This window comes from Streptomyces sp. A0642, from assembly GCF_004795105.1.
Taxonomy (GTDB): Bacteria; Actinomycetota; Actinomycetes; order Streptomycetales; family Streptomycetaceae; genus Streptomyces.
The window spans coordinates 35,865-56,775 of sequence record NZ_SSBL01000035.1 but is presented as its reverse complement, the minus strand read 5'-3'; the positions used below and the strand labels follow the sequence as shown (position 1 = coordinate 56,775).

Here is a 20,911-nt window from a genome sequence, read left to right as displayed (position 1 = left end):
AGTGCGACGTCAGAACGGAGTCCATCATGGCGCACGACGCTGAAAATGGCTCGCCTCGAACGTTCGGCCAACGGGTCCGACGTGAGCGCGAGCGGAAAGGACAGACGCGACCGGTGCTCGCCGGTCTCGTCGGCCGCAGCACGGAATGGGTCAAGGCCATCGAGAACGACCGCTTGGGCATGCCACGCCTACCGCTCCTCCTGCGCCTCGCGGAGGCCTTGGGCGTGGACGACCTTGCCTCTCTCACCGGTGACGAGCGGCTCGCCGCCGCCACCTACACCAAGGCCGCCCACCCCGCCCTGCTGCGGGTCAAGGAAGCGCTCACCACCTACGACCTGCTGAGCCACGACGACGAGCCGCAGCCGGCGGCGGCGCTCGCCACCCGGGTACAGAACGCATGGCAGGCATGGCACGGATTCGGCGACCACCGCACCCGCGTCGCCAACGTGCTCCCCGCACTGTTGGCCGATCTCCAGTACGCCGCCCGCGCACACGAAGGTGCAGAGCGGCGCCGGGTCCAGGTGTACCTCGCGCAGGCCTACCACCTCGCTCAGCTCTACTTGAGTTTCCAGCCCGCGCCGGAGCTGGTGATGCTCACCGGCGACCGGTCCATGACGATGGCCCAGGACGCCGACAGCCCCCGCGCCATCGCCGCCTCGGCGTGGTACCTCAACCACGTCTTCCGCGACGCCGGAGAGCGCCACGAGGCACGCGTCGAACTGGCGATGAAGTCCATCCAGCTGCTCGACCCGAACCGTGGAACGGAGGACATCGCCCTCGGCGGACTGCTCCATCTGGCCACCGCCCTGTCGTACGCCAAGGTCGGCCAGAAGGGCAACGCGGACCGGCACTGGGACCGCGCCGACGAGTCCGCCAAGCGACTCGGCGACGGGTACGCGCACCCCTGGCTGATGTTCGGCCGGAGCATGGTCGACGCGTACGCGATCACCATGAACAACGATCTCGTCCGAGGCGGGGCAGCGGTCGACGCGGCGACGCACATTGATCTCGGCACCATGCAGAGCGCGACCCGCCGCAGCTTCCACATCATCGAGACGGCCCGCGCGTACAGCCTGCAAGGCGAGAACGTGGCGGTCGTCCACCTGCTCAAGAAGGCGTACGAGACGAGCCCCGAGACGGCCCGCTTCAACCTGTTCGCCCGGGGCGCCGCCGGGGAACTCGCGGAGGCCGGAAGTGCGATCATCCGCGACGACGCGCGAGGCCTCGCGCGTCAACTCGGCGTTGCCGCGTAGGGGTACAACTTGTACCCCTCCAGGAGGGGGTAGCGACTGTACCTGTCGCTACCCCCTCCGGCTTTTACGGTGGTCTCTCGACCACCCGCCTACCCAAGGTCTGGCGATGCCCGGCATGACCACCACACCACGCGGGTCGGGGTACCCCGGCTACAGCGAGACGATGACGCGCACACCCGAGACGGCAGAGAAGGCCCGGCGCTTAGCCCGCGTGGCTATGTGCGCCTGGAACATGGACGACGCGGGCGACAGCGCCGCACTGCTGCTGACCGAGCTGTTCGCGAACGCGGTCCGGCACGCTCGTGGCGAGTGCGTCCGGGTGATCATCGACCGTCCCGAAGAAGACCTCGTCTACGTCGCCGTGGTCGACCGCGAACCGTGGCTGGTGCCGGAGCCGCGCGAGGCGGGACCGGACGACATCGGCGGTCGCGGACTGGTGTTGGTCGAGGAGGTGTCGGACCGGTGGGGATACGACCTGATGGGCTCCGGACGCGTCCCGTGGGGCAAGCGCGTCTGGGCAGAGATGAAGGTGACGCCATGACGGAGAACGAGACCGGGAACGAGCCGTTGCCGTCGGTCGGCGACGAGGTGGTGGACGGCCTGACCCGCGCCGTCGTGACCGATGTGCGTGGCGGAGTCGTCTGGCTCCGGCACAGGACGGGCGGCGGCACGGAGTGGCCGGCGGAGGATCCGAAGCGGCTCAGGATTCGACGGACGCGCACCGAGATGATCGCGGCGGGAGACCTGTGAGGTCTTGCCGCAGCGGGCCGTAGCCCGCACTCGAACCCCGCTGCCCGCGTCACCCCCGTCGCGGGCAGCGGCTGGAGACGGCGCCCCGGAACCCACCCGTGAAGGGTTCCGGGGCGCCGTTGCGCGTTCCGGAATTCTGGAATGCCCCGACCTGCCGGTCGCACCCGCACGACGGGCCAGGCCGCCATCCGCTCCGACGCGCCGACCCTTTTTCCTTCCTCCCCGTGAAGGCCTTCGCAAGGTCGGGGGACGGAGGGTCAAGGTGGAGCGCCCGCACCGCAGACGCGTCCGTGAGGCACGATCGGACGTGGTGAGGAGCGGACGTACGACCTTGACGTGGAGGAGCCCGGCCGGACACTGGAGAGGCCGGGGAGGGATACCCCAGCAACGCGAAGGGCCCCGCACAGCGGGGCCCTTTCTCTTCGTTCTGCGCCGTCAGGCGGAGGTGCTCCCGGCGGCTGCCGTCTGCTGTTCAGCGGCACCGTTCTGCGTCGGTACGGGCGCCGTCGGCGAACCGGCCGAGGAGTCCGTCGAAGCCGTCTCCGGGGCTCCCTTCTTCGCCGTGGTGCGCTTGCCCCGCGGCCGTCCCTTGGGACGCTTCGCGGGCTCCTCGGCGCCGATCTCCCTCAGCTCATCCGCAGTCCACCCTCCGGCCTCCGCCGTCGCGAAGGCCTGTCCGTACGGCTCGTCCAGGGCAGCCAGCTGCCGCTGGAGTTCCTGACGCTGTCCCAGGATCTCCGCGAGCGGCTCGAAAGCCGCCTCGCGTGCTGCCTGCCGTTCCCTCATCCGCTGCATGATGTCGTGTGCGCTCGCCATGCCGTGATCGTACTGGCTCGCACTCGGGCGCGGGCGCGCGGGACGCCGTATCACCGCAGCGCACAGGCATTTTTGACGGTCAGTTGTTCCTACCTGACACCCTTCCGGCGGCCATAGCCACCGGAAGCAAGATGGAGCTTACTGGGCCCAGTAAGCGTGATCGCCGGTTTCCTGGCCACTATGGTGGCGGCCGGTGATCATTGGTCCGAGCACGGACCGGGGGTAGGAGAGGGGGCTGTTGTGGCAGAGCCATCAGCAGCGGGCCGCCGGCGGAGTTCGCCGCCGCGGCGGCGCGAGCGAGAGGCCGACGGCCCCCGTGACAACCGCGTCAAGGTCTCCTACAACGACAGCGAGCTGACGATCCTCAACGAAGCCGCGAGCCGCGACAACCAGGCCCTCGCGTCGTGGATCGCGAGCGCCGCTCTCGCCGTCGCCGAGGAGAAGGTCGTTCCCGTTTCGGCCGCCATGAAGGACGTCCTCGCCGACCTCGTGAAGGCGCGCACCCAGGTCACGCGTGTCGGCACCAACGTGAACCAGATCGCCCGCGTCTTGAACTCCGAGGGCGAGGTGACCGACCCGCAGTTGTCAGCCGCCCTGCGCGCGGTACAGCAGGCCGTGCGGCGCCTGGACGAGGCGACGCTCCAGCTGATGCGTGAACGCAGGAACCGGCTGTGATGCCGAAGCGGGCGCGCGACGGCACGGACACCTGGGGCCTGCTCGACTACCTCTACGGTCCGGGCAAGCGCGACGAACACGTCGATGCGCACATGGTCGCCTCGTGGGGCGACCCCTACGTCGAGGACCCGGCGCGGTCGACGGAGATGACCATCGCCGATCTGGCGCTCATGCTGGACGCCCCGGTCCACGCCCTTCTGGGCAAGCGGCCGGCGAAGCACGTCTACCACGTCGCGGTGCGCAACGCGCCCGAAGACCGGCTGCTCTCCGACGCCGAGTGGGCGCGCGTGGCCCGCGAGATGATGCACGTTGCCGGAGTCTCTCCGCACGGCGACGACGAGGCCTGTCGATGGGTGGCGATCAGGCACGCGGACGACCACATCCACATCGTCGCGACAGCCGCCCGCCAGGACGGGCGCAACATGTGGCTGCGCCAGGACATCGCGAAAATGCAGCAGGCCGCGCGACAGTTCGAGGTCGAGTTCGGACTGCGTCAGCTGACGCACCGCGACAAGACAGCCAGCGAGTGGCCGAAGACGGGAGAGGAGGAGAAGGCGGTGCGCCGAGGGCTCGCTGAGCCTGCCCGCCTCACTCTCCTGCGAGCCGTACGCGAGGCGGCCGCGGTCGCGGTCAGCGATGCTGATTTCTTCGCCCGCGTCACCGCCTCCGGCATCCGGGTCAAGCAGAGGGTCGCGCCCGACGGAAACGTCACGGGCTACTCCGTGGCGCTGCCGGGAGACCGCAATGCGGAGCAGGCGGCGGTCTGGTTCCCGGGTACCAAGCTGGCACCCGACCTGTCCCTGCCGCGGGTACGCGAACGCTGGCAGACGCCGACGGTTGTGCCGACGGTCGCAGCGGCCGAGATGTGGCAGGAGGCGGAGCGTCGGGTGCGCGCGGCCGCCGACCAGCTCGGCGCCGGCGGGCTGAGCCAGGGAGCCGGTGACGTCTCCGCACTCGGCGACCTCATCGTCATCGCCGCCGTCGTTTCACCGCGCATGGTGCGCGAGCGAATGAGGGAGGCCGCCCGCGAGTTCGAGCGCGCGTCCCGCGTCCCGGGTGACCGGATCCTGGAGGGGCAGGCGCGCACTCTCTACCGGGAGTCGTCACAGCTTTTGTCGCAGTCGGCGGCGGCACTCGGCCGCAACGACACCGCTGCCGGTCTCGGCTTCCTGCTCGCTCTGGTGAAGGCCATCGAGGCGTCCCAGCGCTGGCACCAGGCGCAGGACCATCGCGTCCAGGCGCAGGCCTCGGGGCGGGCCGGTCGGATGCTGCGCGAGGCGGTCGAGGTGACCGCCGGCGCGGCCGCCGCCCGCGAGTACCGGCCGCGCCCCAAGCGTTCGGCGGCACGGCCGGGCGGCCCCCGCCGGACACCCGTCGCGTCCGGCGAGCGGCCGATGGCGGGAGTGCTCCAGCAGGCCCTGCCCGAGCACGCGACTGCGGTGCTTGCCGATCCGGCGTGGCCCGCCCTGCGCAAGCGCCTGGTCGCGGTCGAGAAGACCGGCGAGGATCCGGTCGATGTGCTCGCCGCTGTAGCCGCTCGCCGGGAGATGACCTCAGCGGACTCCGTTGCAGAAGTGCTTACATGGCGTCTGGACGGGTGGCAGCGCCAGCGCGGTTCGACGGCGCCCGCCTCCGGTAAGAACCCGTCGCCGACGTCCACGGGGGGCACCGGACGCGCCGGTACAGCCCGCAAGACGGGGGCGCCCGGGCCGACACGTCGGCCGCCGGGCGACGAGCAGCGCAAGGGGCCGAAGCGGGCCCGATAACGAGGGGATGAGGCATGACGACACCAACGCCAGAGGAGCAGGCAAGCGAGGCCTTCGCGGCGGCCGCCGCCGAGGCGGTGCAGACCGCCAGGATGTCGTTCCAGTTGGTCATGGCCATCGCGGACGCGGTGCGCCGTCACCAGCAGAAGAAGGCCGGGAAGGAGGAGGAACTGCCGCCCGCCGAGAAGGCGGTGGTCGATGCCTCCGAGGAGATGAAGAAGTTCCTCCCGCCGGACATCAGCGCGGCGCTGATGGAAGGCGCGGACTGGCCGCAGCTCGCGCAGCAGCTCATGGCGCTGCGCAACGCCGGGGTCGACCTGGAGGCGATGCTCCCGCGCGTCGGCGAGATCACGGTGACGGTGCGGGACGCGGTCGCGGCGAACGCCGAAAGGATTGCCCGTGAGGGCACGGAGCCGTGGGCCAAGATGCTGCGGGAGACGATGCCGGCGGGGCCGGTGCGCGAGGCGATTCTGTCCTCCCCGGCGTGGCCCGAGATCGCGGCGAAGATGTCGGCGCTGGACGAGCGCGATGTCGACGTGCGGGCGATTCTCACGTCCGCGCACGAGGAAGGCATCGGGGTCGACCAGGCTGTTGCGAAGGTCCTCAGCGCCGCCGAGGCCCCGACGACGAGCCGCGACGCGATGCTGTCCTGGGGGCCGCTGACGACGGGTCTGGACGTCCCCAAGGACCTGGACCTCTCCGACCGGGAGCGAGCGCTTCGGCAGCTGGCCATCGACCCGCAGGAGAACGCGCGCTTCACGCGGATGGTGCGCGAGGCGATGCCCGGGATGGAGCGGGAGGCGGACCTTCTCGTGATGTCGAAGCAGTGGCCCCTGGTCGCCGCGCGGATGGCCAGGGGGGACGCGGGTAATCAGGTGGCGGAGCGTCTGGCGCGTCTGTCGAAGGACACCTCGTGGCAGGAGGGGCCGAAGTCACAGATGGGCGGTCGGCTGGTCCTGGCCGCCAACGACGCACTGCGTAAGGGGGGCGGCGGACCGGCGGAGTCCCGGGCGAAGGTGAACACCACGGCGGCCCGGTCGACGTCGCCGAGCGTGGGACCTACTAAGGCGACCGCGTCGAAGGGCGCGGCGCCTTCACAGCCCGGTGTGGCTCCGCACCGGGAGGCCGGGCCGGTCGCGAAGGGCGGCAAGACCCGGTAGTTGTTCACCGTCTGGACGCACGTGTGCCGCAGACCTTTTCGGGTCTGCGGCACACGTTCGTTTCGGGTCAGGGGCGGGTCGCGCCGACGTAGTCGCCCTGCGGCATCGCGGAGGTCAGCGGTGCGATGCTCACGGTGCGTCCGGTGCGCGGCGCGTGCAGCACGTTGCCGTCGCCCGCGTAGATCGCGACGTGGTAGATGAAGCCGCTTCCGCCCTTCGCCCAGAACAGCAGGTCGCCCGGCTTGAGGTCGCTGCGGGACACGGGGTGATCGGAGGTGGCGCCGTACTGTGCTTGGGCTGTCCGGGGCAGTTTCAGCTTCGGCCAGTACCCGTACTGGACGAGGCTGGAGCAGTCGAACCCGATGGTCTTGCTCGCGGCGCACGAGCCGTTGAGGTAGCCGTTGGTGCCGTCGCAGAAACCGGTCGAGGGGCCAGCCGGACCGCCGCCTCCGTACGCGTACGGAGTCCCCATCCGGGTGGCCGCCTTCCGCAGGGCGTCCGGGCCTGAACCGGACCCGGAAACCGTGAGCAGGCCGGGGCCTTCGAAGCGCTTCATGCCCGCGAGGATGACCTTCACGTAGTGGTAGGTCTGACCCTCCTTCTGGCCCTTCTCACGGGCGAACCAGATGGGAGGCACGCCGCCGAATCGCTCGACCGCGCCCCATCCGGCGTTGTAGCCGGCGAGCGCGAGGGCCTGGACTCCGCCGGGGTATCCGGAGGTCTTCGCCGACTTCAGCAGCGAGCACATCATGCGGCCCTGCGCGATGACGGCGTCACCGATGTCCCAGAGGGAGACCTCTCCGTTGCCGTCCGAGTCGCGCCCCCAGGTGGCCCAGGTCCCCGGCATGAACTGCGCGGGGCCTGCGGCGCCGACCTCGCTGACCGCCTTCTTGCGGTCGGTGCTGAATCCGCTCTCCTGGTAGAGCTGAGCGGCCAGCAGCGCCGGAGACATCCCCGGTTCCTTGCAGTCGGCGTCGGCCTTGAGGATCCACTTGCGGAACTCTTCGGGAACGCCCTGCAACCCGCCCCCGCCGTCGGTCGTTTCGGCGGCCGATGCGTCGTCGTCCACGATCAGCACTACCACCCCGATGAAGGCCAGTACGGCGAGGCCTATCACCGCGGCGACAGCCCCCATGATCACCTTCATGCGTCATCCCCCCGTGCGTGTTTCTCTTCTCGCAGTCGTGTCGCTTGTGTGACTTTTGCCGTACTAGATCACGATGCGATCGGCATGTGCGCCTCCATTGGGGCAGGGCCCGGGCCGTGGGCGGCGCCGCGGTTCCCGTAGGGTCGGATCAAGGTCTCGCATAGGTGCACTTCGCTCAGCGAAATATCGGCCTCGTCATTTCGTGCAGCGAAATAGGGGCGTCCGAGCGGGACCATTGGCGACTCGGGGGTGTGGCTGATGGGTTCGAATGCTGACGCGGCGAAGAAGGCCGGTGTCACCGACCGTGATGCGGCATCCGTTTCGAAGCAACCCTCACTTTGCGGGCAGAGCCCGCGCTTTCGCGCATTGCTGTAGAGCTGCACCTGCGATCTGACCTCCGGCTACCGCGAAAACACCGTCCAGGTTTGTCCGTGGTTCACGCTAGCCTCAGTGATCCCAAGAACCCAATATCGTGACTTAAACGAAGCTACACAGGGGGGAGTTGCGGCATGACCACTCAACAGGTGACGCCAACCCCGGGCGACGTGGCACCGGTTGTGCTCCGGTGGGCCCTGATGCCGGTAGACGGCAACGGCATTGCAGGAGCGACGGTTGCCCGAATGCTCGACGGCGACGCCGGCGGAGCCCGCGCCCGAATCATGATGCCGGGCGAGCGCGTCCCGTACGGGGTCGCTCCGGTCCTCGTGTCCGACACGACCCTGCACGGGGCCACGCGCGTGGAGGAGACCTTGCTGCGGTGGGGGGCCATGCCGAAGCCGTGGCTCGTGTGGGTGGCTGACGCGCCGGCGCGGCCGGTCCAGGACGCGCGCTTCTTGATCCGTGCCCTGGAGGGACGACTGGCCGGAGTGGCGAAGGTGCCGTACCTGCCTGTCCTGCGGGCCGTTAAGGGGCCTGACGAGGCCTTGGAGTACAAGGACGTCCAGTCCGCAGCCGAGAAGCTGCGGCGCACGATGGAGAGGAACTGATCATGGCCCTGGAACGGCTCGCCGCGACGATGTACCTGGCGGCGGATGACGACAAGAAGGAGGGCGGCGGCAACCTGATCCCCGGCGCCAAGCCGACGAAGATCCCCGGCATGGACGGACCCGTCGCTGAAATCTTCGGCTACGGCCTGTGGCTGCTGATCCTGGCCGGAGTCGGCGGCGCGGCGTTCGGCGTCTACAAGCTCGCCGTTGCGGACAAGAGCCGTAACGGTGGCGGGTCCGAGCCCTTCAAATGGATGGGAGGCGGCATCGCCGCCATTTTGTTGTCGAGTTCCCTGATCGCCATCCTCAACGGCATCGCAGGCTGAGGGGGCTGACATGGCACGCACCAGGGGGACATGGAACACCAAGGGCACGTGGCTCGCGGGCGTGGCGCTCGTCGCCGTACTCGCGCTGACGGCCTACGCCCTGCTCAGCGGAGGCGACGACGAGCCGGACACCCCGGCCAAGGGCGGGGCGAGCGCGAGCGCGAGCCCGTCTCCGTCGGCGACGTACGCGCCGCCGGACGACTGGACCGAGCCGGAACGGTGGTCGGCGCTCCCGCGGGGGGAGCGCACCGACGAACGGGGCAGTCAGGTCGGCTTCCCTCACACCACGGAGGGGGCGGTCGCGATGGCGGCCGCAGCCAACACCACCGTGGTGGAGGGCAGCACGTCCAACGTCGATGAGCAGCTGCGCCTCTACTACGGGTACATCGGGCAGGCCGACCAGTCCGCGGCGGCCGCCGAACGGGTCGAGCTGAGCGCGGGCGAGAGCGACAAGACCATCGCGCGGAGCATGGGAGTGAAGCCGGGGCAGCCGCTTCCGTCCGGCGCCTACGTGCGCAGCAGCGTGGTCGGCTACAAGGTGGTCAAGAAGTCGACTGACGAGGTCGGTGTGTGGCTGCTGTCCCGGGTGGTCCAGAAGGCGGGCGAAACCGTCAAGGAGGAGGGCTCCTACTCCCGCACCCTGGTTGGCGCGCTGTGGCAGGGCGGGGACTGGAAGCTCTCGGTGTCCGCCACCCGGCGCGCGCAGGATGCCGCTCAGGGCCAGTCGGAGCCGCAGATGGTGGCCCCCGGAGACGCCGGGTTCAACGCGGCCGGATGGACGGCCATCAGGGCAGCGTCGTGAGGGGCGAGCGGCGACTGGTGTCGTTCCTGCTCGTTCTGCTCGCCGTGTTCGGGCTGTCCGCATCCGCGGTGCAGCCCGCAGCGGCCGACGGGATCGTCGGCGGCGGCATCAAGGTGACCTGCCGGGTCGGCGCCGGTCCGCTCCTGGGCGCGGTCGACCTCGGTGCCGAGCTGCTCACCGGCTCGTCGCTGTGCGACAAGGTCGGAGAAGTCGGCTCGAAGGTGGTGGACGAGGCATGGAAAAGCGTCCAGGACTCCATCCTCGGAGACATCATCAAGAGCGCTGCGGACGTGACGAAGTGGGTGATCAAGAAGACGCTCACCGTCGCGTTGCTGGGCCCGTCGGTCGACCTTGAGGGGCTCGGGCTGTGGGGTGGCAACGCCACCTTGGCGGGCATGATGACCTGGCTCGGGCTGGTGATCGCCGCAGCCGGGATGATGTGGCAGCTGGGCAAGATGGCCCTGACCGGGCAGGTGAAACACGCCGGCCGGGCGATGACCGGCTGGGTGGAGAACCTGTTCCTGTCCACCATCGGCGTCTCGATGTTCGCCATCCTGCTGGTGCTCGGCGACGCACTGAGCGCCGGGGTGGTCAACGCGACCTTCGACGACGACGGCCAGGCCTACGAGCGGATCATCGCGGTTCTGCTGCCCACCGCGGTTTCCAACCCCATCACGCTGCTGTGTGTGGTTGCGGTGCTCCTGCTGATCGGCTTCATCCAGCTGGTCATGATCTTCCTTCGGCAGAGCGCGATCCCCATCATCTGCCTGCTGCTGCCCGTGGCCGGCGGCGGCCGCGTCGGCGGTGACACCACCCGCAAGTGGGCGCCGTCCCTGATCACCAGCGGCCTGGTCATCATCGCGTACAAGCCGACGGTGGCCATCATCATCTGCGTCGGCTTCGCGGAGTTCGGGCACGCGCAGACCCTCTCCGAGTGGCTGCGCGGAGCGGCCACCTTCGTCCTCGCGATCCTCGCCCCCGGCCCGCTGACGAAGATTTTCGCGCCCTTCGGCGCGGCAGCCGGCGCAGGGATGAGTGCGGGCGGAGCCAGCGGAGCGCTCAGCGCGGCCGCGGGCTACCTCGCAGGGAAGGCCGGAGGCGACGGTGACGGCGGAGGCGGCGGCGGAAGCCGTGGCGGCGGTGGCGGGCCGGGGCCGGATGGTCCGGACGACCCGGATGACCCGGACGACCCGGACGACAACCCGATCAGGCACGCGCAGCGCGTCGAACAGAGCATGGGCAGGCAGGGCGGCAGCCCAGGCGAGGAGACCGGAATCAACGTGCCTGGCCAGGTTGGACCCGAAGGCGTGGGCGTCGAAGGCCTCACGGAGGGCGCAGGTACCTCCGGCACCGCCGCGGCGGGGGCGGGCGCTTCCAGCGTGGCCCTCCCGGTGGCCGCGACGATCCAGGTTCTGGACGGTGTCAACGACGCGGTCCAGGGGGCCAGCGGAGCAGTGGGCGGAGGAGACCAGCAGTGAGTGCCCATGAAGTGCCGAAGACCTTGATGGTCGACGGCTTCCGTGCCCGCCGGAGCTTCGGCCTCGGCGGGCTGTCGCGGACCGCGACGATGATCGCGGCCGTGGCCCTGATGGCGGACGGACTGATCGCCACTCAGGTCCCGCTGTCCCTGCTGGTCACCCTGCCGGTGACCGGCATCGTGTTCGCCCTGGCGGCCGCCAAGCGGCACGGCATGTCCGCCCTGTCCTACTACTGGGCCAAGGCCTCCTGGAGGAGAGCGGCCCGGTTCGACGCCACCTCCTACCGGCGGCTGTTCCTCCCGCACCCGTACGCCCTGGACCTCCCGGGCGTCGGGGCCTCATCCACCCTGATCAAGGCCCACGATCCGACCTCCGGGCGGCCCGTCGGCGTCGTCCACAACCGGACGACCGGGCACATGACCCTCACCACCCTGCTCGCCCCGGGCGGCAGCCTCATGGCGCCGACCGGGGCCGTGCAGAGCAGCCTGCGCACCTGGTCGTCCGTGCTCGATGCGATGAGCACGGACGAACAGGTCAAGGGCGCGTCGGTGACGATCCAGATCACCCCGGGAGCGGGGGAGGCCCTCGGCGACGACGTGAAGGCCCGCCAGGACCCGAACGCCCCGCAGCTGGCCAAGCGGATCATCAACGAGCTGGTCCGTACGACTCCGCACGCGACCGCCAGCGTGGCGCCCTGGATGAGCGTCACCGTGGACCCGAACGCGACGGTGAACGCGCCGGCGGATCTCGCCGAGCAGGTAGCCGAAGCGCTGCGGGTGGTCGACGGGCTGGACCTGTCGGGGACCGGCACGGACATCGAGCGCCGGGCCACCGACATCGACCTCCGCCGGATTGTCCGCAGCGCGTACGACCCGGAGGTGTTCAACGCGAGGGACGCGGAGTTCGAGGACCTGTCGTGGTCGGAGTGCGGGCCGCAGGCCGCCGACGACGGGTGGGAGGAGTACGCGCACGACGGCGGCGTGTCCGTGAGCTGGGTGCTGCGGGAGATGCCGCGTCGGCCGCTGCCGTACAGCATGCTGCTGCCGCTGCTGGCCCCCGGCCGGTACCAGCGGCGCATCACCATCGCCTACCGGGTGCTCGACCCGTACGAGGGCGAGGCGGTGCTGGAGCGGGAGATCAGCCATGCTCACCAGCGCGCGCAGGCGACCGCCGAGGTGAAGGGCCGCGCGAAGTACAGCCAGCGGGCTGACGCCCAGCGAGCGGAGAAGGCGGCCGCCCAGGTCGCCAGCGGCTCCCAGGTGGCGGACTGGACGCTCATGGTCACCGCGACCGCCCGCAGCACGGCCGACCTGCCCGCCGCCCGCCAGGAACTGGCCCGCGCGATCAAGGCGACCCGAGGTATCCGCATGAGGCCCGCCTACGGTGCGCAGGCCGCGGTGTTCGCGGCCCAGCTGCCGATCGGCTACAACCCGCTGGTGAAGGACTGACGATGGCGCGCAAGCCCAAGCAGGTGCCCGTCACCACGCCCAAGCGTGTGGTGCGGGCGGTCGAGCAGGCCCCGAGCCGCGACGAGCGGCGGGTCGAGAAGAAGCTCCGGGGCCGCTTCGCCCCGCGGTTGGGGTGGGGCGGGCGCTTCGGCGGCCGCGTCCCGGTCGAGGACACGGGCACGGTCTACACCGGGCCGACGACTCAGGCCGGCGGCATCTATCCGTTCCTTCTGGGATCGGGCCTGCCGCCGCGCGGCGTGCCGGTCGGACGGGACGTGCTCACCGGCGAGTTGGTGTGCATCGACCCGTCCGGCTGGACCGGCAAGCTCACGACGAACCCCGGTATGTGGGTCATGAGCCAGCCCGGCGCGGGCAAATCCGCGCTGGTCAAGCGCGTGTGCCTGGTGTACTCGGCGTACGGGCACATGGTGTGCGTGCCCGGCGATGTCAAGGGCGAGTACAGCAACCTCATCAGCGAACTCGGCGGGTCGGTCGTGCGGATCGGTGACGGCATCGGCCGGTTGAACCCGCTCGACAGCGGCCCGCTCAAGGGCCGTCTGCACACGCTGTCCGCCGACCGCCGCGAGTCTCTGCTCGATGTCCTGAACGGGCGCAGGTTGGAGACGCTCGTCGCGCTGCTGTCCACGAAGCATGGACTCGGGCGGGCGCCGAACGAGATCGAGCGCAGTGCGCTCGATACCGCTGTCCAGGTCGCTTCCGCCGCACAGGAGTCGGGCAGCGACCCCGTCGTCTCCGACGTCGTCCTCGTCCTGCGGGCCGCCCCGGAGGAGCTGCGGACCAAGCTGGCCGCCGAGGGCGAGCGGTACCAGGACCTCACCCGCAGCGTGATCGCCGGACTCGACAACCTGATCGGCGGCCCGCTCAAGGGTCTTTTCGACGGGCAGACCACGACCCCGCTCGACATCAACGCCCCCGCGGTCTCCGTCGACATCAGCGCGCTGCGGGCGCGCGGCCATGACGTCGTGAGCGCGGGCATGATCGCCACGTGGGCCTACACCTACAGCGCGATCGACAGCGCCCGCAGCATCGGGCTGATGGACCGTTCGCTCGTGCTGCCGATGGACGAGATGTGGCGCGCGCTGCGGTCCGGGCCGGGCCTGGTGGACGCGATGGACGCGATCAGCCGCCTGAACCGCACGACGAATGACGTCACGATCTACGTGACGCACAGCCTTTTGGACGTCGAGGCGCTGCCGACGGAGACCGACCGGGCCAAGGCCAGGGGGTTGATGGACCGGTGCGACACGTGGGTGATCGGCGCATCCTCCGAGGAGGAGCTCCGCCGGGTCACCGGCAAGCGGTCCCTCACCGAGCAGGAGCGCATGATGATCGGCTCGTGGTCGTCGGCGACGTCCACCGGGCTCGACATCGACCCCACCTTCGATGACGCCGACGGCAACGCGGCCCCCGAGGAAGAGGGCACCCGCCACCCGGGCCGAGGGAAATATCTGATCAAGATCGGCACCCGGCCCGGCATCGCCGCGTCGCTGGAGCTGACCGCGACCGAGCAGCGGCTGTACCGCACGGACACCAACCGACGCAGGATCACCACGGGAGGTGGTAGCTGATGATGACGGAGAACGACCGCGCGTGGGCGGCCGGAGGCATCGTCCTCGGCGGTGCCGTGACGCTGGGGGTCTCGACATGGGCCGGGGGCGCGGCCGGCGCGCTCGTCACCGGCGACGAGGTGGCCGACTTCCCCCTGTCGGTGGTGGGTGCGTACCAGATGGCCACCGAGTGGTCGACGGTGTGGCCGCACTCCCAGACCGCGTCCACCATCGGCGCCGGACTGCTGGACGTGGCCGTCGTCATCTTCGTGGTGTGGGGGCTGCGGGTGGCGTTCCGCTGGCACCGCAACCCGAGCAGCCTGGCGACGCTGCACCAGGTGCGGGAGCTGACGCCGAAGCCCGCCGCTCGCACCGCGACCCGGCTCCGCGCCTCGCTGCGGGAGGTCAAGCCGAAGGAGGTTCTGCCCCGCGACCGAGGTGTGCTCCTCGGTGACCACATGCCGTCCGGCGTCGAGCTGCGCGGGTCGGACGAGGACACCTACGTCGCCATCATGGCGCCCCGTGCGGGCAAGTCCACGTCACTGGCCATCCCGGTTGCCGAAGAGGCTCCGGGCGCCCTGCTGATGACCAGCAATAAGGCCGACGTCTACGCCGCCACCCGCCACAGCCGTGCGCAGATCGGGACGACGTTCCTGTTCGATACCCAGGGGGTGGCACAAGCGGAGAGGGACGTGTGGATCGACCTGGTGGCCCAGGCCGAGACGCTGGAAGGTGCCGAGCGCCTGGCCTCCCACTTCGTCAATCAGATCACCTCGGAGCAAGCCGATCCCTTCTGGTCACAGGCCGCCGGAGACCTTCTGACCGGCCTGTTCCGGGCCGCGTGGTGGGAGGGCGCCACCGTCCGCGAGGTCATGAAGTGGCTGTCCGACCCGAAGGAGAAGTCCCCGCTTCGCGTGCTCTACCAGCACGAACCCGTGCTCGCGGAACAGGTCGATTCCTCCATCAATATTGCCGAAGAGACCCAGAGCGGGATCTACCAGAACGCGCGTACGGCGATGAGCGCGTTGAGGGACGAGAAGGTCCTGGCGTGGGTCACCCCGGACAAGGACCGGGCCAGGTTCGACCCCGAGGCCTTCGCGACGAGCAAGGACACCTTGTACTTGCTGTCGAAGAAGGGCGGGCCGTCCTCGGCGCTCGTTGCCGCGGTCGCGGACGCGGTCTTCACCGCCGGCACCGAGGCGGGGGAGCGGGCGGGCGGTCGTCTTCCCGAGCCGATGCGCGCCGTCCTGGACGAGGCCGCGAACATCTGCAAGATCGCGGACTTGCCCGACCTGTACTCGCACCTCGGCTCTCGCGGGATCACCCCGTTCGTCATCCTCCAGTCCTACCGCCAGGGTGTACGGGCGTGGGGCGAGGTCGGCATGGACTCGATGTGGAGCGCGGCCACCAAGAAGGTCATCGGCGTCGGCATCGATGACGCGAAGTTCGCCGGGGACATCAGCAGCCTGACCGGCGCGCACTACGTGGAGCGCGGCTCGTACTCCAAGTCGAAGGAGGGCCACAGCCACAGCTGGTCCGAGCAGCGCGAGCAGGTCCTCGACCCCGCCGAGATCCGTGCCATGAAGAAGGGGACGGCGCTGCTGATGGCCACCGGCATGCCGGTGGCGCAGATCGCCTTGCGCCCCTGGTACGAGGAGAAGGCGATGGCCCACATTGGCCCGCAGATGAAGGATGAGGAGTACGCCATCACCAAGCGGGCCGTGGCCGCGTACGAGGAACGGAAGGCGGCGCGCAGTGAGCGATGAGCCTGGCGAGGTCCCGGAGCTGAACGTGCCGGTCGGCATGTTCGAGGACATCGAAGACCTCAAAGCCCAGCTCGCGCAGCTGACGAACCTGGTCAAGACCCTCACCGGCGGCGAGGGTGCCGAGCCGGGCGAGGCCTCCGGCGACGACGAAGCGGCGGCCGGCGGGGAGGCCGACGAGGAAGCCGCGGAAGAGGACGAGTGGCAGTATCCGCCGTTCATCCTGCTGCTCGACCCTCCGGAGTACGACGACGAGCTGAGGGCCCTGGTCGAGTGGGTCGAGGGCGTACTCGTGCCCGGCTACCTCGCGGAGCCGTCGGCCGACGCCCGTTGGTGTCACCTCTGGTTCGAGCACAGCGTGGCCATCGCGCGCCTGCACGCGGTGTGGCTGGCCTGGCAGGAGCTGACGGACCCGGCATCGTGCGGGTACACCGGCCCATCGGTCTGGCACCGCGACCACCTGGACCCCGCCCTGCGAGAGCTGCGGGGCTCCTCCGGCCCGTTCTCGGGGTGCGTCAAGGGGGAGCACCAGATCGAGCACCGCCTCCCCAGCGTGGTGCCCAGCGCGTGGAGCCACGGCACTGACTGACCAGTCCCGCCGTACCGCCAGAGGGCCGCCGGACCGTTCGGCGGCCCTCTCCGCGTTTCAGCGTCAACTCCCGGCGTACGGTCTGGTCGTGGCGAGGGACAGGATCAACTCACCCCGGAAAGTCACCTCTTAAGAGGTGACTTTCCGCTAGGGTTGAGACATGACCACAGAAGCCGTCGCCCTCATCCCCGAGCCCGCTGGACCTCCGACCCTGGAAGCCGTGCCGGACCTGCCCGTCGCGACCGTCGCCGAGATCGCCGCCGGAATCACCGCCGCACTGGTGACCGGCTGGAACGCGATCCGCGCCCGGCACTCGGATGTCCCCGAGGCCGTCATCAGCATGGCCACGGGCGGCCGCGCGAGCGCCGTGGAACTGGCACACTTCGCGCCCCGCCGGTGGCGCCTGCGAGACGGCGACACCGAGCACCACGAGGTGTTCGTCACCGCCGAGTCGCTCTCGGGCGGCGCGCCCAAGGTCTTCGGACACCTGCTGCACGAGGCCGCCCATGCGGCCAATGAGCACAACGGCGTCGATGACTGCTCCGCCAGCCAGTACCACAACAAGGACTTCCGCACGAAGGCCGAGGAGCTGGGACTCGTCCAACGGCCCAACATCGACGCCAAATGGAAGAAGAAGTACGGGTCCGCCGGGACCGAGCTGGGCGAGGAGGCTGCGAAGACGTACGCCGACGAGATCGCCGCCCTGGACGCAGCGATCCACGCGACCCGCAGGCCCGACATCTTCGCCACCCGCTCTCGCGGCGGCGGCAACAAGGGCGGGACGACCGGCGGTGCGGACGGCGACACCGACGCCGGCGCGGACGGCGGAGCCCCGACCGGGAAGAAGGAGAAGGAGGACCGCAACTACGTCAAGGCCACCTGCGAATGCACCCCGCCCGCGGTCATCCGGGTCTCCCCGAAGACCCTTGAGCGCCGCAGCATCATGTGCGGCGAGTGCGTGTCCGAGTTCGAGGTGAGGGAGTCCGCCGAGTGATGGTGGTCTTTCTGGCCAGATAACCCGCGGGCCCCGGCGGTCCCCTCGCAGAGGGGGAGCCGGGGCCCGCGTCGTTGTGCGGCAGTGCCGCCGTGGTGCACCAGGTGCAGGCGCTACGGCAGCGTGGGGAGGTTCGGGGTGATGGGCTTCTGCGGGCCGATGTGCCGTGCGACCCGCGCGGCCGTCCGGCAGAGCGTCAGGACCTCTTCGAGGGTCCGGGAGGAGTGCTCGCTCCACACCTCGTAGTCGACGTACGGCGCCCCGGTGACGAGCCGGAGCAGCGTCTCCAGCACGGTGCGGGCCACGTACCGGGTGTCGGCGTCACCCATGCCGTCGTTGACGGTGCTGTCGAGGGCGTCGCGCAGGTGGTGGCCGGAGAAGGGGGCGTAGAGCTGGGGATCCCAGGTCTCGCGCTCCATCAGGCGTCCCGCGGCTTCGATGTGGAAGGCGACGTCCTCCCCGGTGAGTCGGTGGCCGCTCAGCCCGAACCAGGCTTCGGGGCGGGCGAGCTGCCGGGCGGCTTCCTCGGCGAGGGTCGTCAGGGTGCTGTTCATGGTGTTCCTCTCGGTTGGTGTCAGGCGAAGTGGCGGGCGGCGGCCGCGATGAGGCGGTCCGCAGCCGTCAAGGCGTTCTCGCGGAGAGTCTCGAGTGTCTGCTCGTCGGTGGCTCCGCGCAGAGTGCGCGTCGCGCGGATCGCCTCCTCGGCGGCCGCGGCGAGCGAGGGCACCAGGATCGACACCTGAACCCTCGGCGCCTCGATGGCGGACCGGGTGGCGTGGGACTCGGCACGGGCCGCAGCGATGGCCTGCGGGTCGGCCCCGGACAGCCGCAGGCCTTCCCGTACGGCCATGGCCCGGCGGTGGCCGGCGACGGCGGAGGCGAGGGCGGTGACGGCCTCCAGCTCCCGGTCGCGACGGTGGTCGTCCCGGGCCTCACTGCGGGTGGTGCGGGCGGTGCGGTGCTGGAGCACCCCCGCGACGACCGCACCAAGCAGCGTGCCCACGACCGCGATCACGGTACTCAGCACGAGCCCTCCTTGCCCGTCAGGAGGCGGCTGGCGGCGCGCAGGATGTCGGCGTGGTCGAAGGCCAGCTCAACCTCCAGGGCGGCGTTCAGGTCCATCCAGTACACGTTCGCCGCGTCGTCGTCGGCCACCGCCACGGTGTCGGCGGGCACCCGGGCGAGGTAGGCGTCCGTGCTGAACCGCCCGCGCGGGTCACGGCCGGGAGCGTCGAAGGTCCCGATCGGCGTCAGGTCGGCGGCGGAGACCCGAACGCGGGTCTCCTCGGCCAACTCCCTCGCAGCGCCCACCCGGGAGTCCTCGCCCGGTTCCAGGTACCCACCCGGCAGGGCCCGGCGGCCGGCGAACGGATCCCAGCGGCGCTCGATGAGCAGCACCCGACCCTTCGGGTCGACCGCCACCACGTCGGCCGTGTAGTGCCACGCGTCCTCTCCGTCGGCGGGCGGCTGCGTCACCACGGTGTCGCGGCGGGCGTCCCAGCCGGTGCAGTGCGTCCGCTCCCGGCCGTCCTCGTCGTAGCGGACCGAGATGTCCCACACGGGCCAGGTGCCGAGCGGGCGCGGGCCGCGCTCGATCGCCAGGACCTCGTACGTGCTCCCGGCGTGGCCGTGGTTGTACCGGCCGCCGACGACGCGGGGGCCGATCTGGGTGGCGATCCACTCCTCCCAGGTCATCTCGAATCCCTCCTCGCGGTCGCCCAGCAGCTCGGCGGGCATCGCGTTGTCGCACTCGTTGCAGTTGCTGCGGGCGGAGGGGTTGACGGTGCCGCAGGCCGCGCACGTCCACGAGGGGCGGCCGCAGTCGTGGCAGGCGTCGTACGTCGCCGGGTTGTCGGCTCCGCATCCGCAGCCCCACGCCGTGCGCGAGCGCTTCGCGGCGGCGAGGTCGGTCTCGTAGGTACTCATGGATCTCCTTCTCGTACGGGCCGGGGAAGTCCCGGCCCTGGTTGGTGGTCTTTCTGGCCAGATAAAGCGCGCTACACGGCCCGCAGGCGGCGCGGTGCGCTGACCGGGGGCGGGCTGCCCGGGTCGGGCCAGTCGTCGGCGCAGAGGCCGTAGGAGGGCGGCGTCCAGCTCGCCGGGGCGTACTGCGGGTAGACGTCCTCCCACGGCGCCGCGAAGTACGCCGGCAGCAGGCCGCCGCGGTTCGGGATCGGTTCGGGTGCGGCCGCGTTCTGCTCGCGGACCTGCTCCGCGACGCGTTCGGCGTGGTCGACGTGCCGCTTGCAGAACCAGTGCGGGATCGTCCAGCCGGTGCGCGGGTCCAGCTCCAGCACCTTGTGGTGGGAGTCGGCGCCGCAGATCCCGCGCTCGTTGCGGTAGTCGACCGGCGGGACGTAGTCCGGGCCGACGTGCACGATCGGCTCGGGCAGCGGCCGCAGCGGCACCACGGCCTCGTCGTCCATGGGGGAGGGGGCCGGGCGAGGCCGGTAGACGTACGGGCGCAAGCGCGGAGCCTCGCACCCCGGTGCCTGCCCGGGGCTCCAGTTGCCTGCCGCGCGGGGCGGCTCGTAGCGCGGGGCGTCGTCGGCGACCAGCGCGTCGAACCGCGGGCGACCCCCCTTGCGGCCCAGGACCCGGGCGGCGGTGTTCAGTACCCGGCCCGGCTCGCCGGGGGCGATGGCGAGGGCGTACGCCACGGCGAGCAGGAGCTCGCGCGCCGGCGGGGCGGCCCGCCGGTCGAGGTAGATGCGGTGGACGGTCTCCGCGTGCTCCGTGGCCCGGTCGAGGCGGGGGAGTTCGTCCGGCGTGCTCATCCGAAGACCTCCACCAGGCGGATCATCGCCGTCGGGTGCTCGCGCTGCCGCTGGCGCCGCACGTACTGGTTCCAGGTGCGGTTGTCGCAGCGCACCGGGATGCCGTCGCCCGGGTCGTAGTCGACCAGGCAGGTGGTGTGCACGTCCTGCGTGAGGACGTCGGCCAGGTCGTCGGCGTCGTACAGCGGCTTCTCGCCCCGCCACATGCGCTGTCGGTCGACCCGGGCCCGGGTCGAGGCGATGCGGACCTCCAGGGCGAGCGGGGAGAGCGCGGCCCACTCCAGCAGGACGTCGGCGTGGCACGGCTCGCTGGGCGCGCACGGGCACGCCAGGTCCATGCCGTGCAGCTCCGGCAGCCGGGCGAGGATTTTCTCCCGGCGCTGGTCGCCCTCGGTGGAGGTCCAGTTGGAGCGGCTTCCGCGCAGCCACGGGCGGAACTCGGCGATGGCGGTCTGCCGGGCCTCCGGCTCCTTGTAGCCGATGTCCACCAGCTGCGCGACGGTGAACGGGTTGCCGAAGTCGGACGTCCTGTCCACGATCATGCAGCCCTCGGGCTTGCGCCAGCCCTCGGTGCGCTGACGCTGGATACGGGTGCAGGTACGCATGGGATGGG

22 protein-coding genes are annotated in these 20,911 nt (G+C 70.6%); 15 read left to right on the top strand and 7 right to left on the bottom strand.

The features are described 5' to 3' along the window. The first annotated feature begins 26 nt into the window (after nt 1–26). From E6R60_RS33320 to E6R60_RS33310, 3 genes are all read left to right on the top strand, one after another. Nucleotides 27–1,253, top strand: a complete 1,227-nt coding sequence (locus tag E6R60_RS33320) for a helix-turn-helix domain-containing protein (protein WP_136330447.1) — start codon at nt 27–29, stop codon at nt 1,251–1,253. Between the two features lie 115 nt (nt 1,254–1,368). After that, nucleotides 1,369–1,794 (top strand): ATP-binding protein, encoded by a 426-nt coding sequence (locus E6R60_RS33315; protein WP_346766102.1) that lies wholly within the window; start codon nt 1,369–1,371, stop codon nt 1,792–1,794. Then, nucleotides 1,791–2,003, top strand: coding sequence for a hypothetical protein (locus tag E6R60_RS33310; protein WP_136330445.1), 213 nt, complete (start codon nt 1,791–1,793; stop codon nt 2,001–2,003). Before E6R60_RS33315 ends, E6R60_RS33310 begins: the two co-directional genes overlap by 4 nt. Nucleotides 2,004–2,438: 435 nt before the next feature. Here E6R60_RS33310 and E6R60_RS33305 read toward each other — a convergent pair whose 3' ends face one another. Continuing rightward, the gene (locus tag E6R60_RS33305) at nt 2,439–2,819 is read right to left on the bottom strand and encodes a hypothetical protein (RefSeq protein ID WP_136330444.1); all 381 of its coding nucleotides are present in this window, start codon (nt 2,817–2,819) and stop codon (nt 2,439–2,441) included. Nucleotides 2,820–3,059: 240 nt separating this feature from the next. Between E6R60_RS33305 and mobC the strand changes: the two genes are divergently transcribed. Genes mobC through E6R60_RS33290 form a run of 3 tightly spaced genes read left to right on the top strand, consistent with a single transcriptional unit; the run spans nt 3,060 to nt 6,420 of the window. Beyond that, on the top strand, nt 3,060–3,494 hold the full coding sequence (gene mobC, locus E6R60_RS33300; RefSeq protein ID WP_168713721.1) for a plasmid mobilization relaxosome protein MobC: 435 nt from the start codon (nt 3,060–3,062) through the stop codon (nt 3,492–3,494). Further along, entirely contained in the window at nt 3,494–5,260 is a 1,767-nt protein-coding gene (locus tag E6R60_RS33295) for a mobilization protein (protein WP_136330442.1), read from the top strand. The genes mobC and E6R60_RS33295 overlap by 1 nt, the downstream gene beginning before the upstream one ends. Before the next feature lie 14 nt (nt 5,261–5,274). Continuing rightward, entirely contained in the window at nt 5,275–6,420 is a 1,146-nt protein-coding gene (locus E6R60_RS33290) for a hypothetical protein (protein WP_136330441.1), read from the top strand. 67 nt (nt 6,421–6,487) lie between these two features. Here the strand turns inward: E6R60_RS33290 and E6R60_RS37880 are convergent, their stop codons facing one another. Further along, nucleotides 6,488–7,567, bottom strand: coding sequence for a bifunctional lytic transglycosylase/C40 family peptidase (locus E6R60_RS37880; protein ID WP_136330440.1), 1,080 nt, complete (start codon nt 7,565–7,567; stop codon nt 6,488–6,490). A 509-nt stretch (nt 7,568–8,076) separates the two neighbouring features. Between E6R60_RS37880 and E6R60_RS33280 the strand changes: the two genes are divergently transcribed. The 9 genes from E6R60_RS33280 to E6R60_RS33240 all read left to right on the top strand — a co-directional run bounded on the left by E6R60_RS33280 (nt 8,077) and on the right by E6R60_RS33240 (nt 17,521). Next, entirely contained in the window at nt 8,077–8,553 is a 477-nt protein-coding gene (locus tag E6R60_RS33280) for a hypothetical protein (protein WP_136330439.1), read from the top strand. A gap of 2 nt (nt 8,554–8,555) precedes the next feature. After that, the gene (locus E6R60_RS33275; RefSeq protein ID WP_240802787.1) at nt 8,556–8,879 is read left to right on the top strand and encodes a hypothetical protein; all 324 of its coding nucleotides are present in this window, start codon (nt 8,556–8,558) and stop codon (nt 8,877–8,879) included. A gap of 10 nt (nt 8,880–8,889) precedes the next feature. Then, nucleotides 8,890–9,681: a hypothetical protein gene (locus tag E6R60_RS33270; RefSeq protein ID WP_136330438.1), complete on the top strand. Its 792-nt coding sequence runs from the start codon at nt 8,890–8,892 to the stop codon at nt 9,679–9,681. Further along, on the top strand, nt 9,654–11,159 hold the full coding sequence (locus tag E6R60_RS33265) for a hypothetical protein (protein ID WP_136330437.1): 1,506 nt from the start codon (nt 9,654–9,656) through the stop codon (nt 11,157–11,159). Before E6R60_RS33270 ends, E6R60_RS33265 begins: the two co-directional genes overlap by 28 nt. Further along, a complete protein-coding gene (locus E6R60_RS33260) occupies nt 11,156–12,607 on the top strand; it encodes an SCO6880 family protein (RefSeq protein WP_240802786.1) in 1,452 nt (483 codons plus the stop codon). Before E6R60_RS33265 ends, E6R60_RS33260 begins: the two co-directional genes overlap by 4 nt. Before the next feature lie 2 nt (nt 12,608–12,609). Beyond that, the gene (locus E6R60_RS33255; protein WP_136330436.1) at nt 12,610–14,196 is read left to right on the top strand and encodes an ATP-binding protein; all 1,587 of its coding nucleotides are present in this window, start codon (nt 12,610–12,612) and stop codon (nt 14,194–14,196) included. Beyond that, nucleotides 14,196–15,941: a type IV secretory system conjugative DNA transfer family protein gene (locus E6R60_RS33250; RefSeq protein ID WP_136330435.1), complete on the top strand. Its 1,746-nt coding sequence runs from the start codon at nt 14,196–14,198 to the stop codon at nt 15,939–15,941. The genes E6R60_RS33255 and E6R60_RS33250 overlap by 1 nt, the downstream gene beginning before the upstream one ends. Next, nucleotides 15,931–16,527 carry a DUF4913 domain-containing protein gene (locus E6R60_RS33245; RefSeq protein ID WP_240802785.1) on the top strand — a complete coding sequence of 199 codons (597 nt, stop codon included), beginning with the start codon at nt 15,931–15,933 and terminating at the stop codon, nt 16,525–16,527. Before E6R60_RS33250 ends, E6R60_RS33245 begins: the two co-directional genes overlap by 11 nt. A 160-nt stretch (nt 16,528–16,687) precedes the next feature. Continuing rightward, nucleotides 16,688–17,521, top strand: a complete 834-nt coding sequence (locus E6R60_RS33240; RefSeq protein WP_136330434.1) for a hypothetical protein — start codon at nt 16,688–16,690, stop codon at nt 17,519–17,521. Between the two features lie 113 nt (nt 17,522–17,634). On the opposite strand, the gene E6R60_RS33235 is transcribed toward E6R60_RS33240, so the two are convergent. The 5 genes from E6R60_RS33235 to E6R60_RS33215 form a co-directional block, all read right to left on the bottom strand. Beyond that, nucleotides 17,635–18,075 (bottom strand): hypothetical protein, encoded by a 441-nt coding sequence (locus tag E6R60_RS33235; RefSeq protein ID WP_136330433.1) that lies wholly within the window; start codon nt 18,073–18,075, stop codon nt 17,635–17,637. A gap of 20 nt (nt 18,076–18,095) precedes the next feature. Further along, nucleotides 18,096–18,548, bottom strand: a complete 453-nt coding sequence (locus E6R60_RS33230; protein ID WP_136330432.1) for a protein kilB — start codon at nt 18,546–18,548, stop codon at nt 18,096–18,098. Continuing rightward, entirely contained in the window at nt 18,542–19,447 is a 906-nt protein-coding gene (locus tag E6R60_RS37990) for an NUDIX domain-containing protein (RefSeq protein WP_346766101.1), read from the bottom strand. Before E6R60_RS37990 ends, E6R60_RS33230 begins: the two co-directional genes overlap by 7 nt. Before the next feature lie 71 nt (nt 19,448–19,518). Continuing rightward, nucleotides 19,519–20,298, bottom strand: a complete 780-nt coding sequence (locus tag E6R60_RS33220) for a hypothetical protein (RefSeq protein ID WP_136330431.1) — start codon at nt 20,296–20,298, stop codon at nt 19,519–19,521. After that, nucleotides 20,295–20,903, bottom strand: a complete 609-nt coding sequence (locus E6R60_RS33215) for a DUF4326 domain-containing protein (protein WP_136330430.1) — start codon at nt 20,901–20,903, stop codon at nt 20,295–20,297. The genes E6R60_RS33220 and E6R60_RS33215 overlap by 4 nt, the downstream gene beginning before the upstream one ends. Nucleotides 20,904–20,911 lie beyond the last annotated feature (8 nt).